Here is an 18537-nt window from a genome sequence, read left to right on the forward strand (position 1 = left end):
CGGCACCCCGGCCACCCGCCGCCCGGTCGGCGGTCGTGAGTGGGGGGCCGATCGGTCCGGCATCCTGCCGGGAGGGTGCTCTGTGGGCCGGACGTGGATCAGCCCTGGAATTCCCAATGCCACGGCTCGAAGCCGTTCTGGGCCCACTCGGGGTTGAGCCATCCGTGGTCCGGGGCGTTCTCCATCATCCAGCGGTATTCGTCCGACCCTTCGGTCTCCACGCCTCCGCACAGGTCGACGGCGATGCCACGGCCGTGGGTGCTCGTCCCGGGGGCGGCCGCCATGCCTGCGGCCTTCTCCTCGTACAGCCGGACCTGTTCGTCGATCGGGCGGTAGGAGTCGGCCACGCACATCGGGCGGCCGAAGCGGCCCTGGAACTCGCCGTCCAAGGCGATGAACGCCTCCGCGGCGTCCGCGCGCAGCCGCTCGCCCGGTTGGGGGAGCGGGCACAGGGCCTCTTCGGGGATCTCCCCGTTGGGGTAGCCCGACAGGTCACCGCCGTCGCAGCCCTGTCCGCCGCCACCGCCGCCACCGCCATCCCCGCCGTCCCCGGCGCCCCCGCCGCCACCGGTGCCCTCGGAGGCCTGTGGGGCCCCTGCGCCTTCTGAGGTCTGGGCCGCCTGCCCCGCCTGCTTCTGCGCGCCGCCCCGGCCGTCGGCCGACTCCTCGGCCTCCTGTTCCCTGCGCTCGCGCAGCTCCTCCTCCAGGCGCGACTGTTCGGCCAGCAGCCCCCGCAGGGTCGCGCGCCGGTCCTCCAGGGCGGACTCGGCCTCCTCCCGCGTCTCGCGGGCCGCCTCCTCGGCGTCGGCGCGCTCGTCGCGGGCCTCAGCGGCCCGGTCGCTCAGGGTGCGCTTGGCGGCGCCGGCCGCCGCCGCGCGGTTCACCTCGTCCTGGCGGTGTCCGGCGAGCACCGACAGGAAGGACGCCCGGTCGAGCGCCTCCTGCGGGCCGCGGGGGCTGCTCCAGGCCACCAGCGGGCCCAGGTCCGCGCCGGTGTAGGCGGCGACCGCCTGGCCCGCGGCACCCGTGCGCACCCGCTCGGTGTGCTCGGCCGCGTTGTCCGCGGCGCGCTCGGCGGACCGGGCCGCCTCCTCGGCGCGGTCGAGCCGCTCGGATTCGGCCACGTGGTCGCGCATCGCCGACTCCGCCCGCTCGTGCAGGGAGTCGATCTCGGCCCGCACCTCGGCCAGCGCGGCGCGCACCCGCGCCGGGGGGTCCTCCGGCGCCCCGGCCGCCGGGGCCGCCGGGACGGCCAGCACCGTTCCGGCGCACACCGCCGCGGTCAGAGCACGTTTCGTTCGGTTCCGGCGCCCCACGGCCGACACTCCCTCCGGACGGACCCCTTCCGGGTGACAGACTGTCACGGAACGATGACGAGTCCGTACGATCCGTCCGGTGTGTTTGAAAAGTTATGCGCTGCCCGTCCGTGCCCCACCGGCCCGGTCGGACCTGCGTGATCATGGCCCGGGGCGCGGGTTCCGGGCCGGTGTGAAGGAAAGGGCCAGCGGCCCGAAACGGACGGACCGGGGTGCGGGGGGAGGTGACGCGGCTGGGCCAATTGGTACGCTGTGCTCCCCAAGTGCCCCATTTCCGATCATGGTGCACCACGCCTCACCCCCTCATGAGGCGGACCCCGGCGCGCACGTCCCCCCACCCTCGGCGTCGAGAGGCCGCCGCCGTCCCCCCGTGGGCCGTCGGCGCCCACCGGAGTCCCCCTCGCCCCGTCCGGGCGCGGGCCGCCCCCGCATGAGGGCCATGTCCATCACCCGAGGCGGTGAACGAAAGGTTGCGAGGGTCCGTGTCGACACGAGCGGCGAGAACCGAGGCCGACGCCCCGCAGGCCGATCCCGGCCGGCAGGAGGAATCGGCTCCCCCTGTACGCGCCGGCCGCTGGTGGGCGCCGCGCAACTGGAGGGTGCGCACCCGCCTGGTCGCGCTGATCGTCATCCCCACCGCCGCGGCGCTGGTCCTGGGCGGGCTGCGGGTCGGCGAGAACGTGGGCGAGGCCGTCACCCACGACAACATCCAGAAGATGGCGACCCTCGGCAAGGACGTCGTCTCGCTCACCTCCGAGCTCGGCAAGGAGCGCCGGGCCGTCGCCGCCTACATCGCCGACGACCGCAACCCCGAAGACCGTTCGGACTCCCTGGCGCGCGACCTCGAGGAGCGGATCAAGGCGACCAACCGGGCCGAGACGCAGGTCACCGAGCGGCTGGCCGAGCTCGGCGACGTCGGCGGCACCGTGGCCCGGGACCGGCGCGACCGCATGGTCAGCTCGCTGAACGGCCTGGACGGCGTTCGCGACGAGGTCCAGACCTCCACCATCACCGTGCTCCCGGCGGCCACCAAGTACCGCCAGGTGATCAACGCCCTCAACGAGTTCAACCAGGGCATCGCCGAGGGCACCGACGACACCGAGCTGCGCGAGAGCGTGCGCGCGATGACCTCGCTCAACAAGGCCCGCGAGCACCTGTCGTACGAGTCGGCGCTGATGCTGCACTCGCTGATGCGCGGGGAGATGTCCGGCGGTGTCCAGGAGGCCGTGCAGAACACCCGGTCCCGCTACGACAACGAGATGCAGAACTTCGCCGCGAGCGCCACGCCCGCGCAGCGGCAGATGTACGAGTCGACCTTCACCGGCCTCGAGATCAGCCAGATGATCACCACCCGCCAGCGGGTGCTGATGCGCGCCGACAATGGCAGCAAGCTGACCGGCGGCACCCGCAGCGACAGCCCCGGCGGGTACCAGGAGGTGTCCGACGAGTCGCTGGCCCTGGCCCAGCAGGGCGACGAGAAGATGTCCGACCTGGTCATCGCGCAGGCCGGGGAGCTGCGCCAGGGGGCGCTGTACCGCACCTTCCTCGACTCCGGCCTGGTGCTGGGCGTCATCATCGCGGTCTTCCTCGTCACCTCCCTGGTGATCCGCTCGCTGCTGCGCCCGCTGCGCCGCCTGCGCGAGGGCGCGCTGCGCGTCGCCGACCGCGACCTGCCGGACTCCATCAGCCGGATGAAGGACACCACCACCACGCCCGACCGGGTCGAGGTGGAGCCCATCGTGGTGGGCACCCGCGACGAGATCGACGAGGTCGCCCACTCCTTCGACGAGGTCCACCGCGTGGCCATGCGCCTGGCCTCGGAGGAGGCCGCGCTGCGCTCCAACGTCAACGCGATGTTCGTCAACCTCTCCCGGCGCAGCCAGACCCTGGTCGAGCGGCAGCTCCGCCTCATCGACGGCCTGGAGCAGAGCGAGCAGGACTCCGAGCGCCTGGGCGACCTGTTCCAGCTCGACCACCTGGCCACCCGCATGCGGCGCAACGCCGAGAACCTGCTGGTGCTGTCCGGCCAGGACAACACCCGCAAGTGGGCCCAGCCGGTCCCGCTGGTCGACGTGCTGCGCGGTGCGGTCTCCGAGGTCGAGCAGTACGACCGGGTGAACGTGCGCGCCCCCTCCGACGTGTCGGTGCTGGGCCGCCCGGTCAACGACGTCATCCACCTGGTCGCCGAGCTGGTGGAGAACGCCACCTCCTTCTCCTCGCAGGACACCCAGGTCTCGGTCACCGCGCAGGTCCTCGACGACGGCGGCGCCCGGGTGGAGGTCACCGACAGCGGCATCGGCATGGCCGCCGACGAGATCGACGCCACCAACCTGCGCCTGGCCGAGCCGCCCGTCATCGACGTCGCGGTCTCCCGCCGCATGGGCCTGTTCGTGGTCAGCCGCCTGGCGGCCCGGCACGGCATCCGGGTCCGGCTGGGCCAGGCCCAGGGCGGCGGCATCACCGCCTACGCCGACCTGCCGGCCGACCTGCTCATCACCCCGGTGGACCCGTCCGCCCCCGCCCTGCCCTCGCCCCCGGCGGTGCCCGACACCTACGCCGAGGCCACCGCCGCCTTCGCGGCGACCCCGGCCGCGGCCGAGCCGGACGGCGCCTGGGGTCCGGGCGGGGAGGACCCACTGCCCAAGCGCCGCCCCGGCGGCAACACGGCCGGGGAGCCGGGCGCCCCCGCGCCGCAGGCCGAGGCCCCCGCCGAGCACCCGCCCTCCGGGGAGGACCTCTGGTCGGCCGGGTGGAACCGGAACCGCGGCTCCGCGGCCCCGCCCACCCCGCCCGCCCCGTCCGCCTTCGAGACCCCCTCGGTCCCGCCGGCCTCCGAGGCCCCCTCGGCCCCGGCCGGGCCCACCGAGCCGGAGCCCCCGGCGTCCTCGGGCGGGCAGAGCCGCTCGGCCGGGTCGCTGTTCGACCCGACCGGCACCGGCCCGCTCCCGCCCACCCCGCCGCCCGCAGAGGGGCCGGCGCCCGAACCCCGGCCGCGGCCGGAACCGGTCGCCGAGGCGTCCCAGGGCCCCGGCGTGCCGGAGGGCAACGGCCACACGGGCAACGGCTACGCGAGCGGCGGCCGTACCAGCGGCGGCTACACGAACGGCGACCACGCCGACGGCGCGTCCGGCGGCGAGGAGCACAGCTGGTGGCAGGAGCGCCCCGCCGAGGTCGCCGAGCCCTGGCGCAGCACCGAGCACAGCGGGGTCGCCGACCCCGAGGCGCGGGAGGGCTACGGCTCGACCGCCTACCTGTCCCGCCGCTACGGCCGGGGGCAGGCCCCCGGGCAGAACACGGTCGTCCCGCCGTCCCCGGAGAGCGGATCGGAGGCCCTGCCGATCTTCGACGCGATCGAGTCCAACTGGTTCAAGCGCCGTACCTCCGGTCCGGAGACCGGCCCGCTGCCGACCCCGGCCGCCGGGGCGGCGCAGCCCGCCGCCGAGCCGCAGCCCCCGGCGTCCCCGCCCGCCGGGGCGGCCGGGCGCGCACCGCAGGCCGCCGCCGAGGCCCCGCCCGCCGCGGGCGCGGCACCGGCGTCCGGCCCCGAGCGCTCGGCCCAGGCCGAGGACGGCTGGCGCTCCGACGCCGACCGCGGATGGCAGGCCGCGCGCAGCGCCGCCGAGCCGATCGCGGGCGGTCTGACCGATTCGGGGTTGCCAAAACGCGTTCCCAAGGCAAACCTTGTTCCCGGTACGGCGCCGCAGCCGGAGAACGTCCGGCAGATGCCGAACCGCTCGGCCGACCGGGTGCGCAACCGGTTCAGCGGCCTCCAGAAGGGGGTCCAGGACGGACGCAGCCGGACGGGCGAGTTCCACCGCGGCGAGGGCCCAGGCACCGGGGACCCGTCGCAGGGGGAGCGGTAGTGTTCGTCCCCGCGCCCGGGCGCCCCGGCCGGAGCGGGCTTCGTCGGGGGCGCCGGACATCACGGGTGGGTGATGAATTAGCATCATCCGCACTTATCGCGACATTCAGCACCATAAAGTCACTACCGAGCACGACGTGGCCCGGTCGGCGGTCCCCCCGCCGGGTGGGCCGGGATGGACAGGAGCACTTCGGATGAATCAACCGGTGAACGAGCTGAACTGGCTGATCACTGACTTCGCCAACCGGGTGCCGGATGTCGCTCACGCGATCGTCGTGTCCTCGGACGGGCTTCCGCTGGCCTCCTCGGCCGGCTTCCCCGGCGACCGCGCCGACCAGCTCGCGGCCATCGCCTCCGGCCTGTCCAGCCTCACCCAGGGTGCGGCCCGCGTCTTCGAGGGCGGCGCCGTCGCCCAGACCGTGGTCGAGATGGAGCGGGGCCTGATGCTGATCATGGCGATCAGCGACGGGTCGTGCCTGGCGGTGCTGGCCGCCGCCGAGTGCGACCTGGGGCTGGTGGCCTACGAGATGACGCTTCTGGTCGAGCGGGCGGGCCGGGCGCTGACTCCGGCGGCGCGCACATCGGACATGCACTGAATCCACCACCCCTGATCCACCACCGACAGGAGGATTGTGGTGGCACCTCACAGCAGAGATGCCGGGAGCGCCTCGTGGTTCGGGCAGCAGCCGGCCGGCGCCCCAGCGGCGCCGGGGCTGCCCCCGAGCGGCGTCGACGCCCCACGACCAAGTCAGCAGCTGGGGGAGCGGCAGCCCCCTCCGGCGAACAACTCCCCCAGTTCGCTGGTCCGCCCTTACGCTGTCACGCGGGGACGGACCAAGCCCAAGGCACAACTGCCGATGGAGGCGCTGATCTCGGTGACCGCCGCGGCACGCGACGAGATGGCGACCCTGACCCCGGAGTGCCAGGCCATCGGCGAGCTGTGCAAGGAATGGCGCTCCGTGGCCGAGATCAGCGCGCTGCTGCGCATTCCGCTCGGCGTTGCCCGCGTGCTCGTGGCCGACATGTCCGAGCAGGGGCTGGTGCAGATCAGGTCGTCGCTCGACACCGACAGCCGGCCCAACGTCAACCTGCTTGAAAGGGTGCTCAGTGGACTTCGCAAGCTCTAGCCCGGCCGAGGAGGGCGGTGCTGCTGCGAGCGCGATGACGTCGGTCAAGATCGTCGTCGCCGGAGGCTTCGGCGTCGGCAAGACCACGTTCGTCGGCTCGGTCTCCGAGATCGTGCCGCTGACCACCGAAGCGGTCATGACCAGCGCCAGCGTGGGCGTGGACGACCTGGCCAAGACGCCGGACAAGCAGACCACCACGGTGGCCATGGACTTCGGCCGCGTCTCGCTGGACTCGGACCTGATCCTGTACCTGTTCGGCACGCCGGGCCAGCACCGCTTCTGGTTCATGTGGGACGACCTGGTCAAGGGCGCGATCGGCGCGGTGGTGCTGGTCGACACGCGCCGCCTGGCCGACTGCTTCCCCGCGATCGACTACTTCGAAGAGGCGCGCCTGCCCTTCGTGGTGGCCATCAACGGCTTCGACGGGTACTACCCGCACGGCGCCGAGGAGGTCCGGGACGCGCTCACGCTCAGCCCGGAGATCCCCATCGTGCAGGTGGACGCCCGCGACCGCGGCTCGACCAAGGCGACCCTGATCACCCTGGTGGAGCACGCGATCTCGGTGGGAGACCAGGGCGCGGGACAGGCGGCCTCCACCGGGGGCCAGGGCTCCTGGCGCTGACGGGTGCCGCTGGCGCCCGTACCGCACGCGCGCCGCGGCGCGCGGACCGGGCGACGGGCGCGACGGCACGGCAGGACCGCCGGGCGGCGGCTGAGGGCCTCCCGGAGGAGCGGCACCGCCGTGCCGGGCACCGTGTGCCGCACGGCGGCGGAGGCGCCGCCGTGAGGCGGTCGAGCACGGTCGCGGGGCCGCGTCGGCCCGACCGCTGCCACCGCGGACGCCGGGCCCGGGCCATGCTGGGCCCATTCGACGGGCGCCCACCGTCGGCGGGAAGCGCCGTGATCCGACCCGTGCTTCCCGTGCACGACCTCACCCGCGGGCGGGGCCTCCAAGGCCGTCCAGGTCGGCGGAGGCGCGGTCTGTGGACGCGTGGCGCAGCACCGGAGCCGACGCGCGCGCTGCGAGGCGGCCGAGCGGCGTCGGCCGTCTCCGTGCCGGGGCCGCACACCTCCATCGCCCCATAAGGGCGCCCGCCGCCCGACACCGGCGGCAGCCCTCGCGGCAGTCCCGGCGGCACCGCGTGCACGGGTGCCCTTCAGGGCTGGCACGCCGTCCCGGATCCTCCGGCCGGGCGCGAGGAATCCCCGCGCCCGCTCTCCGGCCCGATGACTCGCAATCATTCGTCCGAGACCAGGGCGACCGCCCGCACCGGTGCCCCGTCGCCGGACTCCAGGCGCAGCGGGAAGGCGCAGAAGCGCGCCCCCTGCACCTCTGCGGTGCCGAGGCCGCGCAGGTTCTCGATCACCGTCCCGCCGGCGCCCAGGATCGCCAAGTGCGCCGACCAGTCGTCCGCCTCGTACTCCGCGTACGGCGTCTCGTCCGGGCTCAGCGTGTCCAGCCCGACCGTGCGCACACCGCGTTCCACGAGCATCCGCGCCGCCTCGCCGGACAGGTAGGGGTGGTGGAAGTAGTCCTCGGTGCCGTAGTGCCGGTCCCAGCCGGTGCGGACCAGCACGACCGCCCCGGGCGCCAGCCGCCCCTCCCACGGGGTGAACGCCTCCGGCCCGATGGCGGTGCGCGGCGCCAGCCCCGTGGCGTCGACGACGACCGCGGTCCCCGTGAACCGGTCCAGCGGGAGGTCCCCGAGCCGGAGGCCGTCCTCCAGGAAGTGGTAGGGGGCGTCGGCGTGGGTGCCGGTGTGCGACCCCAGGTCCAGGCGCACCGAGTTGTAGCCGTCGGCCGCCAGCGAGCAGGCGGGCGAGACCACCGGCGGGGTGTCGCCGGGGAAGACCTGTGTGCTCGGCCCGACCGGGTGGCTCAGGTCGACGACGCGAACTCGGCCGGGCGCGAGCGGCTCGGAGGGCATGGGCGGTCCTTTCCGGTATCGGGTGGCGTGGTCCATTCAACGCCGTCGCCGGAACCGGCGCGGCGCCGGGGGCCGCTCGCCGCCCCCGGGGCTCCCTCTCCGCGCTCCGCCGCGCGGTACCTGGTGCGTCGGGGTTCGCGTGCAGGGCACCATGGAGGGGATGACTTCAGATCCCGATCCCGGCGCCAACGCGATGACCGACCGGTTCCGCCAGGTCGCCTCGCGCGTCCTGGACGCCCTGCTGGAGGACGCCCCCGACCTGGCCGCCGCCCTCGGCGACCCGCGCTTCGCCGGGCGCCTCGTGGACCCCTCGGAGGCCGCGGAGGCCGAGCGGGTGGGCCTGTTCTCGGACGCCCTGGGCGCCCTCGACGAGATCGACGACACCCTGATCCCGCCCGAGGACCGGGTCGACCTGGAGATGCTGCGCTCGCACGCCGGGTCCGAGCTGTGGCGCGCCGCCGAGCTGCGCCCCAGCGGCCGTGACCCGCTGGCGCTGCTCCCCGACGCCGGGTTCGCGGCCCTCGCCGGGAGCGGGGACCCGGACCTGGCGGCGGCCCTCGCCGAGCGGTGCCGCGCCCTGCCCGACTTCCTGGAGGCCGCCCGCGAGCGGCTGACCGCGGGGCCGGGCATGCCCCGCCCCAACGCCGAGGAGGCCGCCGAGCGGGCCCGGCGCACCGCCGACCTGCTGCGGGCCGCCCCCGTACCGGAGGGGGCCGAGCCCGGCGCCGCCGAGGAGCGCGCGGCCGCCGCCGAGGAGCGCGCGGCCGCCGCCGAGGCGCTCCGCGCCCACGCCGACTGGCTGCCCGCCGCCGCCGACCCGGGCGCCGACCCGTGCCTGGGGGAGCGGTCCTACGCGGCGCTGCTGTGGTACGGCCTGGACGCCCAGATCGACCCGGAGACCCTGCTCACCCGGGCCGAGAGCGATCTGCTCGCAGCGGAGGAGGAGCTGGCCGAGGCCGCCGCCGCCATCGGCGGCGGCGGGGGCGGCCCCGACCGGGTCCGGCTGGGCCTGGAGCGGCTGGAGCGCGAGTTCGCCCCGCTGGAGGGCGACGCCGCCCGGCAGGCGGTGGAGTTCGGACGGGAGCGGGCCCGGGCCCGCGCGTGCGCCCTCGGGCTGCCCGGCGCCGAGGACGTGCCGCGTGCCGACCTGGAACGCGTGCTGCTCGACGGCGCCGGGCGGCGCGCACCGGAGCTCTACCTGGCGGCCGCTCGCGAGGACGCGCCGGGACGCGCCTACCTCAGGGCGCGGGAGTCCGAGGGCGCCGGGGCCGCGGCGGTGCGCCGCGCGCTGCGCAGCCCCGTGTTCGACGCCGGGTGGGCCGCTCTGGCCCAGGCCCTGCTCGACGAGGGCGGATGGGGGCTGGACGACGACCGCGCCGAGGCGGCGGTCCGGCTCGTCCACCGCCGGGAGCGCCTGCGCGCCGCCGCCCGGGCCGTGGTGGACGTGCGGGCGCACGCCCGCGACATGACCGAGGAGGAGGGCCGGGCGCTGCTGGTCGAGCGCTCCCGGCTCACCGGGCCCGAGGCGGCCCGCTGCTGGAGGGCGACGCTGGCCGAGCCGACCCGCGGGGCGGTGGCCTATGTCGGCCGCAGGGACGTGGCCGACCTCGACCGCGACGTGGCGGTGGCGGACCCGAAGGCCTCCCCGGCCGACCGCGCGGCGACCCTGACCTCCCACGGCGCGCCCCCGCCCCGCCTCCTGCGCGAGCTTCTGGGCCTGGCGCCCCCGATGTGAGGACCGCGGGCCCCGGGGCGCCCGCCCGGGCCCGTTCCTGGCATGCCCGGCACGGGCCCGGCCGTTCGGGCATCCAGGGCGGTGAAGAGATCGCTCCAGGCCGGATCGGGTGGTGGAACCACCACGATCAGAGCACTGCCTGGGCCACCCGTGCCGCCGTTCACCGCCGGCCCGACTCGGCCGCCTCCGCCCCGGCGCCCCTTCTCCCGCGTGTCGCGAAAGTCCCGGTCACGGGGCTCGCGTTCGCGTCGTGCGGCCGTGACCGCTAGCATCCGCATGCCCGCCCGGGCCTCTGCGCAGGTCCCGCCTGTGCGCCCCGGGCGCGCGCGGACGGCCGCCCGCCGCCCGCGGAACCGACCCCTCACTCCTCGGAGTACCTCTCATGGCGACCGATCTGGTCATCGGTTTTTTCACGCTCACCGCGCTGGAGATCGTCCTCGGGATCGACAACCTCGTCTTCATCTCGATCCTGGCGGGCAAGCTGCCGGTGCACCAGCAGGACCGCGCCCGCAAGCTCGGCATCGGGCTGGCGCTCATCTCCCGGCTGGCGCTGCTCGGCTCCATCACCTGGATCATGCGGCTCACCGAGCCGCTGTTCTCCCTCTTCGGCCACGAGTTCAGCGGCCAGTCCCTGATCCTGCTCATCGGCGGCCTCTTCCTCATCGGCAAGGCCACCTATGAGATCCACGAGAGCCTGGAGGGCGAGGAGGACCACGCCGGGTCCAAGGTCCGCGCCGCCTTCGGCGCCGTCATCGTCCAGATCGTGGCGCTGGACATCATCTTCTCCCTGGACTCGGTCATCACCGCGGTCGGCATGATCGGCAACAAGCCGGGCGGCATCTGGGTGATGGTCGCCGCCGTGGTCATCGCGGTCATCGTGATGCTCATCGCGGCGGGTCCGCTGTCCCGGTTCGTCAACGCCCACCCCACCATCAAGATGCTGGCCCTGGCGTTCCTGCTGCTCATCGGCACCACGCTGGTCGCCGACGGGCTCGGCTTCCACGTCCCGAAGGGCTACATCTACGCCGCCATGGGCTTCTCCCTGTTCGTGGAGATCCTCAACATCGTCGCCCGCAAGCGCCGTGCGGCGGCCAAGCCGGTGAAGCTCGCCAGCCGCTACTCCGAGACGGAGGGCGCCGCCGTCGGCGACGGTGAGGACAAGGCCTGACGGCCTAAGAGCCGGCGCGGGTAGCTGCTCCGCGTTGATCTCGGGAGAAACGACGCTTCCGGCCCACTTTTAGGGGCGCTTTTCCCGAGATCAACAGCACAGGGACGGCCCGGAACCGCTGCGGTGGCGGGGGACCGCCCCCTCCGCCCCGGGCGCCGGGCCGCTCCCCGGTCGCCTATGCTGGGGCCGACGGCAGGCGGACGGAGACGAGCGTGCGATGAGCGGTGCAAGCGGTGCAGAGCAGGGCGTCCAGGACGGCGCGGACCCCGACGGCGTCCAGCGGCTGTGGACCCCGCACCGGATGGCCTACATCAAGGGCGAGGACAAGCCCGCGGGTCCGGCCCCCGAGGACGGCTGCCCGTTCTGCCGCGCACCCGGCCTGCCCGACTCCGACGGCCTGGTCGTGCACCGCGGTGAGCACGCCTACACGGTGATGAACCGCTACCCCTACAACAGCGGACACCTGCTCGTGTGCCCCTACCGCCACGTGTCCGGCTACACCGACCTCGACGCGGAGGCGACCGCCGAGGTCGCCCGCCTCACCCAGGAGGGCATCGAGGCGCTCACCGCCGCCTACGGCCCCCAGGGCTTCAACGTCGGCATGAACCTGGGCACCGCGGCCGGTGCGGGCATCGCCGCCCACCTGCACCAGCACATCGTCCCCCGGTGGGGCGGGGACACCAACTACATGCCGGTGATCGGCCAGACCAAGGTGCTGCCCGAGATGCTGGAGCAGAGCCGGGCGCGCATCGCCGAGCACTGGCCCGCGCGCTGACGGGCGGTGGTCGTATGGCACCCGTGCTGATTTATGACGGCGACTGCGGATTCTGCACGGCGGCCGCGCGCCTGGCCGCCGATCGCATCGCACCCGGCCTGCGCATCGTCGAGTCCCACCGGGCCGGCCTGCCGTCCGGCCTGCGCGCCCGCGCCCGAGACGAGGTCCTGCTGGCCCACCCCGACGGCCGCCGCGTCTGGGGCGGCGCCGACGCCGTGGCCGTTCTGCTGACCACGGGGCCGCGCCCCGGGCTGCGCCCGGTCGGCGCGCTCATGCGCCTCCCCGGCCTGCGGGGGCTGAGCGGCCTCGCCTACCGCTGGGTGGCCCGCAACCGCCACCGGATGCCCGGCGGGACCGCCGCCTGCGGGGTGCCGCCGGCCGGGTGAGGCGGCCGCCGCCCCGGGCGGGGCGGCTCGCGGCCCGGACCCGCAGCCCCTACGATCGTGAGAAGACATGCTGAGATTCCTGCGTCCCGTGATCGCCCGGATGACGCTTCCCCTCGGGCGCGCCCTGGCCCGTATCGGCATCAGCGCCAATGTGGTCACCCTCGTGGGCACGTTCGGCGCGGTCGCCGCGGCCCTGGGCCTGCTGCCCCTGGGGGAGCTGTACATCGGCGCTGTCGTGGTCACCGTCTTCGTCCTGTTCGACATGCTCGACGGCGCCGTGGCGCGCGCCTCCGGCCGGGAGAGCCGCTGGGGCGCCTTCCTCGACTCCACCCTCGACCGGCTCACCGACGCCGCCGTGCTGTGCGGCCTGGCCGTGTGGTTCTACACCGGCGGCGAGGACCGGCTGCTCGGCGGGCTGGCCCTGTACTGCATGGCCACCGGCTTCGCGGTCTCCTACATCAAGGCCCGCGCCGAGGGGCTGGGCGTCAACTGCGATGTGGGCGTCGCCGAGCGCAGCGAGCGGCTGATCATCGCGCTGACCGCCACGGGCCTGGCCGGGCTGGGCGTGCCCTACGTGCTCGCCGGGGGCCTGTGGCTGCTGGCGCTGCTCAACACGGTCACCGTCGGCCAGCGCCTGATCGAGACCCGGGCGCGCCTCACCGAGCCCGGCGGCCCGGCCGGGGCCGGGGACCGGCAGCCCGCGGGCGGCGCCGGCGGGCAGGGCTGACCATGGGCGACCGTACGGCCGCGGCGGCCTACGCCGCGGGGTGGCGGCTCGTCCGCGAGCTGCCCGAGGCCCCCGGCCGCGCCGCGTTCCGGGCGATGGCCGACCGGGCCTGGCGGGCCCGCGGCCCCGGGGTGTCCCGCCTGGAGGCCAACCTGCGCCGGGTCGCCGGGCCGGGGGCGACCGCCGCCCAGCTGCGCGCCCTGTCCCGCGCGGGGATGCGCTCCTACATGCGCTACTACTACGAGATGTTCCGCCTCCCGGCCATGGACGCGGCCACCGTGCTGGGCCGCACCCGCTCCGAGGGCGTGGACGTGCTGGAGGCGCACCTGGCGGCCGGGCGCGGCGTGGTCGCCGCCCTCCCGCACATGGGCAACTGGGACCACGCCGGGGCGTGGATCGCGATGCGGGGCACCCCGCTGACCACGATCGCCGAGCGGCTGCGCCCCGAGAGCGTGTTCGAGCGCTTCACCTCCTTCCGCACCGGCCTGGGCATGGAGGTCCTCCCGCTGGAGCCGGGCCAGAGCAACGGCGCGGTCACCGGCACGCTGGCGCGCCGACTGCGCTCCGGCGGGCTGGTGTGCCTGCTGGCCGACCGCGACCTGACCGAGGGCGGCATCGGCGTGCGGTTCTTCGGCTAGGACGCCCGCATGCCCGCGGGCCCCGCCGCCCTGGCCGAGCGCACCGGCGCCGCGCTCATGCCCGTCTCCCTCTGGTACGAGGGCGCCGAGTGGCGCATCCGGGTGCACGACGAGGTCCCCGTGCCCGCCCTGCCCGACCGCCGGGCCCGCGTCGCGGCCCTGTCCCGGGCCATGGCCGACGTCTTCGAGGGCGCCATCGCGGCCCACCCCGAGGACTGGCACATGCTCCAGCGCGTGTTCACCGCCGACCTGGACGGCCCACCGCCCGGCCCCGCCGCCCTGGGCGCGTCGCCGGGCGGGCGCAGCGGCGTCCGATAGAGTGCGCGTACCGGCGGAACCCGCGCCGTCCGGGCCGCACGCCTCTGGTGCGGGCCCGGGGAGGGCGCCAACGTGGAACCCCCTGTGACCAACGACGGCGGCCGGAGGCGGTGATCGGCGATGAGGGTGGGCCTGGTCTGCCCCTACACCTGGGAGGTGCCCGGGGGCGTTCAGCAGCACGTGGGCGACCTCGCCGAGGCGCTCATCGGGCTGGGCCACCAGGTATCGGTCCTGGCCCCCTGCGACGAGGGCGCCGAGGCCGCGCTGCCGCCGCACGTGGTGCCCGCCGGGCGCGCGGTCCCGGTGCCCTACAACGGCTCGGTGGCGCGGCTGGCGTTCGGCGTGCGCGCCGCCGCCCGGGTGCGCCGCTGGCTCCGCGAGGGCGGCTTCGACGTGCTGCACGTCCACGAACCGGCCGCCCCCAGCCTGTCCCTGCTGGCCTGTTGGGCCGCTGAGGGGCCGATCGTCGCGACCTTCCACACCTCGAACCCGCGCTCGCGCGCCATGGCCGCCTCCGCCCCCGCGCTGCGCACCGCCCTGGAGAAGATCAGCGGCCGCATCGCCGTGTCCGAGGCCGCCCGCCGCACCCTGGTCGAACACCTGGGCGGGGACGCGGTGCTCATCCCCAACGGGGTGGCGGTGCACCGCTTCGCCGCCGCCGATCCGCTGCCCGGCTGGCCCGGCGGGGGCGGCGCGATCGGGTTCCTGGGGCGCCTGGACGAGCCCCGCAAGGGCCTGCGGGTCCTGCTGGAGGCCTTCGCCCTGCTGGGGCGCGAGCGCCCGGGGCTGCGCCTGCTGGTCGCCGGGCCCGGAGACGCCGGCGAGGCCCGCGCCGCCCTACCCGAGGACCTGCGCGAACGGGTGGTGGCGCTGGGCCGGGTGAGCGAGGCCGACAAGGCCCGCGCCTACCGCTCGGTGGACGTGTTCTGCGCCCCCAACCTGGGCGGGGAGAGCTTCGGCATCGTGCTCACCGAGGCGATGTCGGCCGGGGCACCGGTGCTGGCCAGCGACATCCCGGCGTTCCGCAGCGTGCTGGGCGGCGGTGCCGCCGGGGAGCTGTTCCCCGTCGGCGACCCGGAGGCGCTGGCAGCGCGCGCCGCCGCGCTGCTGGACCGGCCCGAGCGCCGCGCCGAGCTGTCCGGGGCGGCGCGCGAGGCGGTGCGCGCCTTCGACTGGCGCGCGGTCGCCGCCGACGTGGTGCGGGTCTACGAGACGGTGCTGCCGTCCGGGGCCCCGGCGGTGGCCGCCGACGGCGGGGCGGGGGGATAGGCCGTGGCGGTGTGGGCGGCCTGGGGGGCCGGGCTCGTCCTGGTCCTGGTGCTGGTCTCGTTCTACGTCTCCTGGCGGGCGACCCGCCTGGACCGGCTGCACACCAGGGTGGAGACCGCCTGGGCGGCGCTCGACGCGGCGCTGAGCAGGCGCGCCGCCGCGGTGCAGGAGTTCTCCTCCGGTCCGTGGGTCGAACCGGCCTCGGCGGTGCTGCTGGCGGACGCCGCGGCGGCGGCCCGCCGCGCCGGGTCCGCCGACGGCGCGGGCGCCGCCCGCGAGCTGGCCGAGAGCGACCTGTCGCGCACCCTGCGCGCGGTGCTGGAGGAGCCCGGCCTGGCCGAGTGCCCGGGAGGCCGGGAACCGCTGCGGGAGGTCGAGGCCGCCGCCAAGCGGGTACTGCTGGCCCGCCGCTTCCACAACGACGCGGTGGCGCACACCCGCCAGGCCCGCGCCCGCCGCCTGGTGCGGGTGCTGCGCCTGGCCGGGGGCGCCCCGCTTCCCGGGTTCTTCGAGATGGACGACGAGCCGCCGCGCGTCCCGGGCTCCTTCGGGGCGCTCTGAGGGGCCCACCCGCCGTTCCTCCCGATCACCGGGGAGCGCTCGGGCACGGCCCTGCACCTCCCCGCTAGGGTGACAGACTGTCAAAAGCGCGGGGGAGAACGTGCCGATATGTCCCGAAAGAGCTCGGGTGGGTGAACTACCATGGGCCGCAGGACACGTCGGCGGCGCCCCTCGCGCCCCGACACCCGACAGACGCATCCTCCGCGCTCCCGCGCAGCCCGCGGGCGCCCGCAGAACATGGAGTCCGCCACCGTGGCCAACACCGCTGAGAACGACAAGACGGTCGGTACCACCCGCGTGAAGCGCGGAATGGCCGAGCAGCTCAAGAACGGCGTGATCATGGACGTGGTCACGCCCGAGCAGGCCAAGATCGCCGAAGACGCCGGCGCCGTCGCGGTCATGGCTCTGGAGCGCGTCCCCGCCGACATCCGCAAGCAGGGCGGCGTGGCCCGCATGTCCGACCCGGACATGATCGACGGCATCGTCTCCTCCGTCTCCATCCCCGTGATGGCCAAGGCCCGCATCGGCCACTTCGTCGAGGCCCAGGTCCTCCAGTCCCTCGGGGTGGACTTCATCGACGAGTCCGAGGTGCTCACGCCCGCCGACGAGGCCCACCACATCGACAAGTGGGCCTTCACCGTGCCCTTCGTGTGCGGCGCCACCAACATCGGCGAGGCCCTGCGCCGCATCGCCGAGGGCGCGGCCATGATCCGCTCCAAGGGTGAGGCCGGCACCGGCAACGTCGTCGAGGCCACCCGCCACATGCGCTCCATCCGCGGCGAGATCAAGCGCCTGGGCACCCTGGACGAGGCCGAGCTGTTCGGCGCCGCCAAGGAGATGCGCGCCCCCTACGACGTCGTCAAGGAGGTCGCCGAGCTGGGCAAGCTCCCGGTGCCGCTGTTCTCCGCGGGCGGTGTGGCCACCCCCGCCGACGCCGCCCTGATGCGCCAGCTCGGCGCCGAGAGCGTCTTCGTCGGCTCGGGCATCTTCAAGTCCGGCGACCCCGCCAAGCGGGCCGACGCCATCGTCCAGGCCACTCTGCACTACGATGACCCCTCCGTCCTCGCCAAGGTCTCCCGGGGCCTGGGCGAGGCCATGGTCGGCATCAACCTGGATGATCTGGAGGACTCCCAGCGTTACGCCGGCCGCGGCTGGTAACGCGCGCCCCAGAGCCGTCCGCCGCGCCGCCCGAACACGTCCGTCTGCGAGGTCGCCCGAGTTGTCCACGCCCGCACCGCCCGTCATCGGCGTGCTCGCCCTGCAGGGCGACACCGAGGAGCACCTGCGCGTGCTGCGCGGGATCGGCGCCACCGCCGTTCCCGTCACCGACTCGGGCCGGCTCGACCAGGTCCAGGGCCTGGTCCTGCCCGGCGGCGAATCGACCACCATGGGCAAGCTCGCCGTGCGGTACGGGCTGCTGGAGCCGCTGCGCAAGCGGATCCGGGCGGGCATGCCCGCCTACGGCACCTGCGCGGGCATGATCCTGCTGGCCGACCGCATCATCGACGGTGCGCAGGGCCAGGAGACCGTGGGCGGCATCGACATGACCGTGCGGCGCAACGCCTTCGGACGGCAGACCGAGTCGTTCGAAGGCGCCGTCGACATCGAAGGGCTGGAGGGAGGGCCGGTCGACGCGGTGTTCATCCGCGCCCCCTGGGTGGAGTCGACCGGCCCCGACGTGCGGGTGCTCGGCCAGACCGGCGAGGGCGGGGCGGCCGGTAGGATCGTCGCGGTACGACAGGGGAGCCTGCTGGCCACCTCATTCCATCCCGAGCTCACCGGGGACGCGCGTATCCACCGACTCTTCGTCGACATCGTGAAAGGAACGGCATGAGCGGCCACTCCAAGTGGGCCACCACCAAGCACAAGAAGGCGGCGATCGACGCCAAGCGCGGCAAGCTGTTCGCCAAGCTCGTCAAGAACGTCGAGGTGGCCGCGCGTACCGGCGGGGGCGACCCCGACGGCAACCCCACGCTCTACGACGCCATCCAGAAGGCGAAGAAGAACTCGGTCCCGCTGGACAACATCGAGCGCGCCCGCAAGCGCGGCTCCGGTGAGGAGGCCGGCGGCGCCGAGTGGCAGACCGTCTGGTACGAGGGCTACGCCGGCGGCGGCGTCGCCCTGCTGGTGGAGTGCCTCACCGACAACCGCAACCGCGCCGCCTCCGAGGTGCGCGTGGCGGTCACCCGCAACGGCGGCTCCATGGGCGACGCCGGGTCGGTCTCCTACTTGTTCACCCGCAAGGGCGTGGTGCTCGTGTCCAAGGAGGGCGCCTCTGAGGACGACGTCACCCTGGCCGCGGTCGAGGCCGGCGCCGAGGACGTCAACGACCTGGGCGAGTCCTGGGAGGTCGTGTGCGAGCCGACCGACCTGGTCGCGGTGCGCACCGCCCTGCAGGAGGCCGGCGTGGACTACGAGTCCGCCGAGACCTCCTTCCTGCCCAGCATGGAGGTCCCCGTCGGCGAGGACGACGCCAAGAAGGTGATGCGGGTCGTCGACGCCCTCGAGGACTCCGACGACGTGCAGAACGTCTACACCAACGCCGACATCTCCGACGAGGTCATGGAGAAGATCGGCTGACACGCCGCGGGGCGCCCCTCCCGGGCGCCCGGCCGCCCGCGGGCGCCGCCCGCGCCCCGGGGACGGTCCGGGGGACACGCCGTAGGCCCCGCCGCCCGCACCGGCGGCGGGGCCGCCGTCGTATAGGGTCGGTACCCTGCGAACGGG

At 75.0% G+C, this 18537-nt stretch carries 16 protein-coding genes and 1 pseudogene; 15 read left to right on the plus strand and 2 right to left on the minus strand.

From position 1 onward, the window contains the following. Nucleotides 1-98: 98 nt before the first annotated feature. Nucleotides 99-1316, minus strand: a complete 1218-nt coding sequence (locus tag O4U47_RS27360) for a M15 family metallopeptidase (RefSeq protein ID WP_270680861.1) — start codon at nt 1314-1316, stop codon at nt 99-101. Nucleotides 1317-1798: 482 nt separating this feature from the next. Between O4U47_RS27360 and O4U47_RS27365 the strand changes: the two genes are divergently transcribed. The 4 genes from O4U47_RS27365 (at nt 1799) to O4U47_RS27380 (ending at nt 6927) form a co-directional block, all read left to right on the plus strand. Beyond that, nucleotides 1799-5179: a sensor histidine kinase gene (locus O4U47_RS27365; RefSeq protein ID WP_270680862.1), complete on the plus strand. Its 3381-nt coding sequence runs from the start codon at nt 1799-1801 to the stop codon at nt 5177-5179. A gap of 193 nt (nt 5180-5372) precedes the next feature. Next, nucleotides 5373-5774, plus strand: a complete 402-nt coding sequence (locus tag O4U47_RS27370; protein WP_026123694.1) for a roadblock/LC7 domain-containing protein — start codon at nt 5373-5375, stop codon at nt 5772-5774. A gap of 39 nt (nt 5775-5813) precedes the next feature. After that, nucleotides 5814-6305 carry a DUF742 domain-containing protein gene (locus O4U47_RS27375; protein WP_408639039.1) on the plus strand — a complete coding sequence of 164 codons (492 nt, stop codon included), beginning with the start codon at nt 5814-5816 and terminating at the stop codon, nt 6303-6305. A gap of 34 nt (nt 6306-6339) precedes the next feature. Beyond that, nucleotides 6340-6927: a GTP-binding protein gene (locus tag O4U47_RS27380; RefSeq protein ID WP_270680882.1), complete on the plus strand. Its 588-nt coding sequence runs from the start codon at nt 6340-6342 to the stop codon at nt 6925-6927. A gap of 616 nt (nt 6928-7543) precedes the next feature. On the opposite strand, the gene O4U47_RS27385 is transcribed toward O4U47_RS27380, so the two are convergent. Then, nucleotides 7544-8233: a cyclase family protein gene (locus O4U47_RS27385; protein ID WP_270680863.1), complete on the minus strand. Its 690-nt coding sequence runs from the start codon at nt 8231-8233 to the stop codon at nt 7544-7546. Nucleotides 8234-8393: 160 nt separating this feature from the next. On the opposite strand from O4U47_RS27385, the gene O4U47_RS27390 reads away from it, so the two are divergent. The 11 genes and pseudogenes from O4U47_RS27390 (at nt 8394) to O4U47_RS27440 (ending at nt 18390) form a co-directional block, all read left to right on the plus strand. Next, nucleotides 8394-9968: a DUF885 family protein gene (locus tag O4U47_RS27390; protein ID WP_270680864.1), complete on the plus strand. Its 1575-nt coding sequence runs from the start codon at nt 8394-8396 to the stop codon at nt 9966-9968. A gap of 382 nt (nt 9969-10350) precedes the next feature. Further along, nucleotides 10351-11136 (plus strand): TerC family protein, encoded by a 786-nt coding sequence (locus O4U47_RS27395; protein WP_270680865.1) that lies wholly within the window; start codon nt 10351-10353, stop codon nt 11134-11136. Nucleotides 11137-11353: 217 nt separating this feature from the next. Then, nucleotides 11354-11911 (plus strand): HIT family protein, encoded by a 558-nt coding sequence (locus O4U47_RS27400; RefSeq protein WP_270680866.1) that lies wholly within the window; start codon nt 11354-11356, stop codon nt 11909-11911. Nucleotides 11912-11925: 14 nt separating this feature from the next. Next, nucleotides 11926-12297 (plus strand): thiol-disulfide oxidoreductase DCC family protein, encoded by a 372-nt coding sequence (locus O4U47_RS27405; RefSeq protein WP_270680867.1) that lies wholly within the window; start codon nt 11926-11928, stop codon nt 12295-12297. Between the two features lie 67 nt (nt 12298-12364). Then, a complete protein-coding gene (pgsA, locus tag O4U47_RS27410; protein WP_270680868.1) occupies nt 12365-13024 on the plus strand; it encodes a phosphatidylinositol phosphate synthase in 660 nt (219 codons plus the stop codon). A 2-nt stretch (nt 13025-13026) separates the two neighbouring features. Further along, nucleotides 13027-13980, plus strand: a pseudogene (locus O4U47_RS27415) (phosphatidylinositol mannoside acyltransferase). A gap of 120 nt (nt 13981-14100) precedes the next feature. Next, nucleotides 14101-15249, plus strand: a complete 1149-nt coding sequence (locus O4U47_RS27420) for a glycosyltransferase family 4 protein (RefSeq protein ID WP_270680869.1) — start codon at nt 14101-14103, stop codon at nt 15247-15249. A 3-nt stretch (nt 15250-15252) separates the two neighbouring features. Next, nucleotides 15253-15810: a hypothetical protein gene (locus tag O4U47_RS27425; RefSeq protein ID WP_270680870.1), complete on the plus strand. Its 558-nt coding sequence runs from the start codon at nt 15253-15255 to the stop codon at nt 15808-15810. Between the two features lie 237 nt (nt 15811-16047). Beyond that, nucleotides 16048-16968: a pyridoxal 5'-phosphate synthase lyase subunit PdxS gene (gene pdxS / locus O4U47_RS27430; protein WP_270680871.1), complete on the plus strand. Its 921-nt coding sequence runs from the start codon at nt 16048-16050 to the stop codon at nt 16966-16968. Between the two features lie 61 nt (nt 16969-17029). Then, nucleotides 17030-17644: a pyridoxal 5'-phosphate synthase glutaminase subunit PdxT gene (gene pdxT / locus O4U47_RS27435; protein WP_270680872.1), complete on the plus strand. Its 615-nt coding sequence runs from the start codon at nt 17030-17032 to the stop codon at nt 17642-17644. Next, complete coding sequence (locus O4U47_RS27440) at nt 17641-18390, plus strand: YebC/PmpR family DNA-binding transcriptional regulator (RefSeq protein ID WP_270680873.1); 750 nt, start codon at nt 17641-17643, stop codon at nt 18388-18390. The genes pdxT and O4U47_RS27440 overlap by 4 nt, the downstream gene beginning before the upstream one ends. The last annotated feature ends 147 nt before the right edge of the window (nt 18391-18537 follow it).

It is taken from the genome of Nocardiopsis suaedae (assembly GCF_027706745.1).
Lineage (GTDB): Bacteria > Actinomycetota > Actinomycetes > Streptosporangiales > Streptosporangiaceae > Nocardiopsis_A > Nocardiopsis_A suaedae.

What these genes read in the sequence shown, in the direction of transcription:
- O4U47_RS27390 (WP_270680864.1), top strand. Translation starts at nt 8,394, where the DNA reads ATGACTTCAGATCCCGATCCCGGCGCCAACGCGATGACCGACCGGTTC.
- pdxS (WP_270680871.1), top strand. Translation starts at nt 16,048, where the DNA reads ATGGAGTCCGCCACCGTGGCCAACACCGCTGAGAACGACAAGACGGTC.
- O4U47_RS27395 (WP_270680865.1), top strand. Translation starts at nt 10,351, where the DNA reads ATGGCGACCGATCTGGTCATCGGTTTTTTCACGCTCACCGCGCTGGAG.
- O4U47_RS27370 (WP_026123694.1), top strand. Translation starts at nt 5,373, where the DNA reads ATGAATCAACCGGTGAACGAGCTGAACTGGCTGATCACTGACTTCGCC.
- O4U47_RS27420 (WP_270680869.1), top strand. Translation starts at nt 14,101, where the DNA reads ATGAGGGTGGGCCTGGTCTGCCCCTACACCTGGGAGGTGCCCGGGGGC.
- O4U47_RS27380 (WP_270680882.1), top strand. Translation starts at nt 6,340, where the DNA reads ATGACGTCGGTCAAGATCGTCGTCGCCGGAGGCTTCGGCGTCGGCAAG.
- pgsA (WP_270680868.1), top strand. Translation starts at nt 12,365, where the DNA reads ATGCTGAGATTCCTGCGTCCCGTGATCGCCCGGATGACGCTTCCCCTC.
- O4U47_RS27440 (WP_270680873.1), top strand. Translation starts at nt 17,641, where the DNA reads ATGAGCGGCCACTCCAAGTGGGCCACCACCAAGCACAAGAAGGCGGCG.
- O4U47_RS27400 (WP_270680866.1), top strand. Translation starts at nt 11,354, where the DNA reads ATGAGCGGTGCAAGCGGTGCAGAGCAGGGCGTCCAGGACGGCGCGGAC.
- O4U47_RS27385 (WP_270680863.1), bottom strand. Translation starts at nt 8,233, where the DNA reads ATGCCCTCCGAGCCGCTCGCGCCCGGCCGAGTTCGCGTCGTCGACCTG.
- O4U47_RS27405 (WP_270680867.1), top strand. Translation starts at nt 11,926, where the DNA reads ATGGCACCCGTGCTGATTTATGACGGCGACTGCGGATTCTGCACGGCG.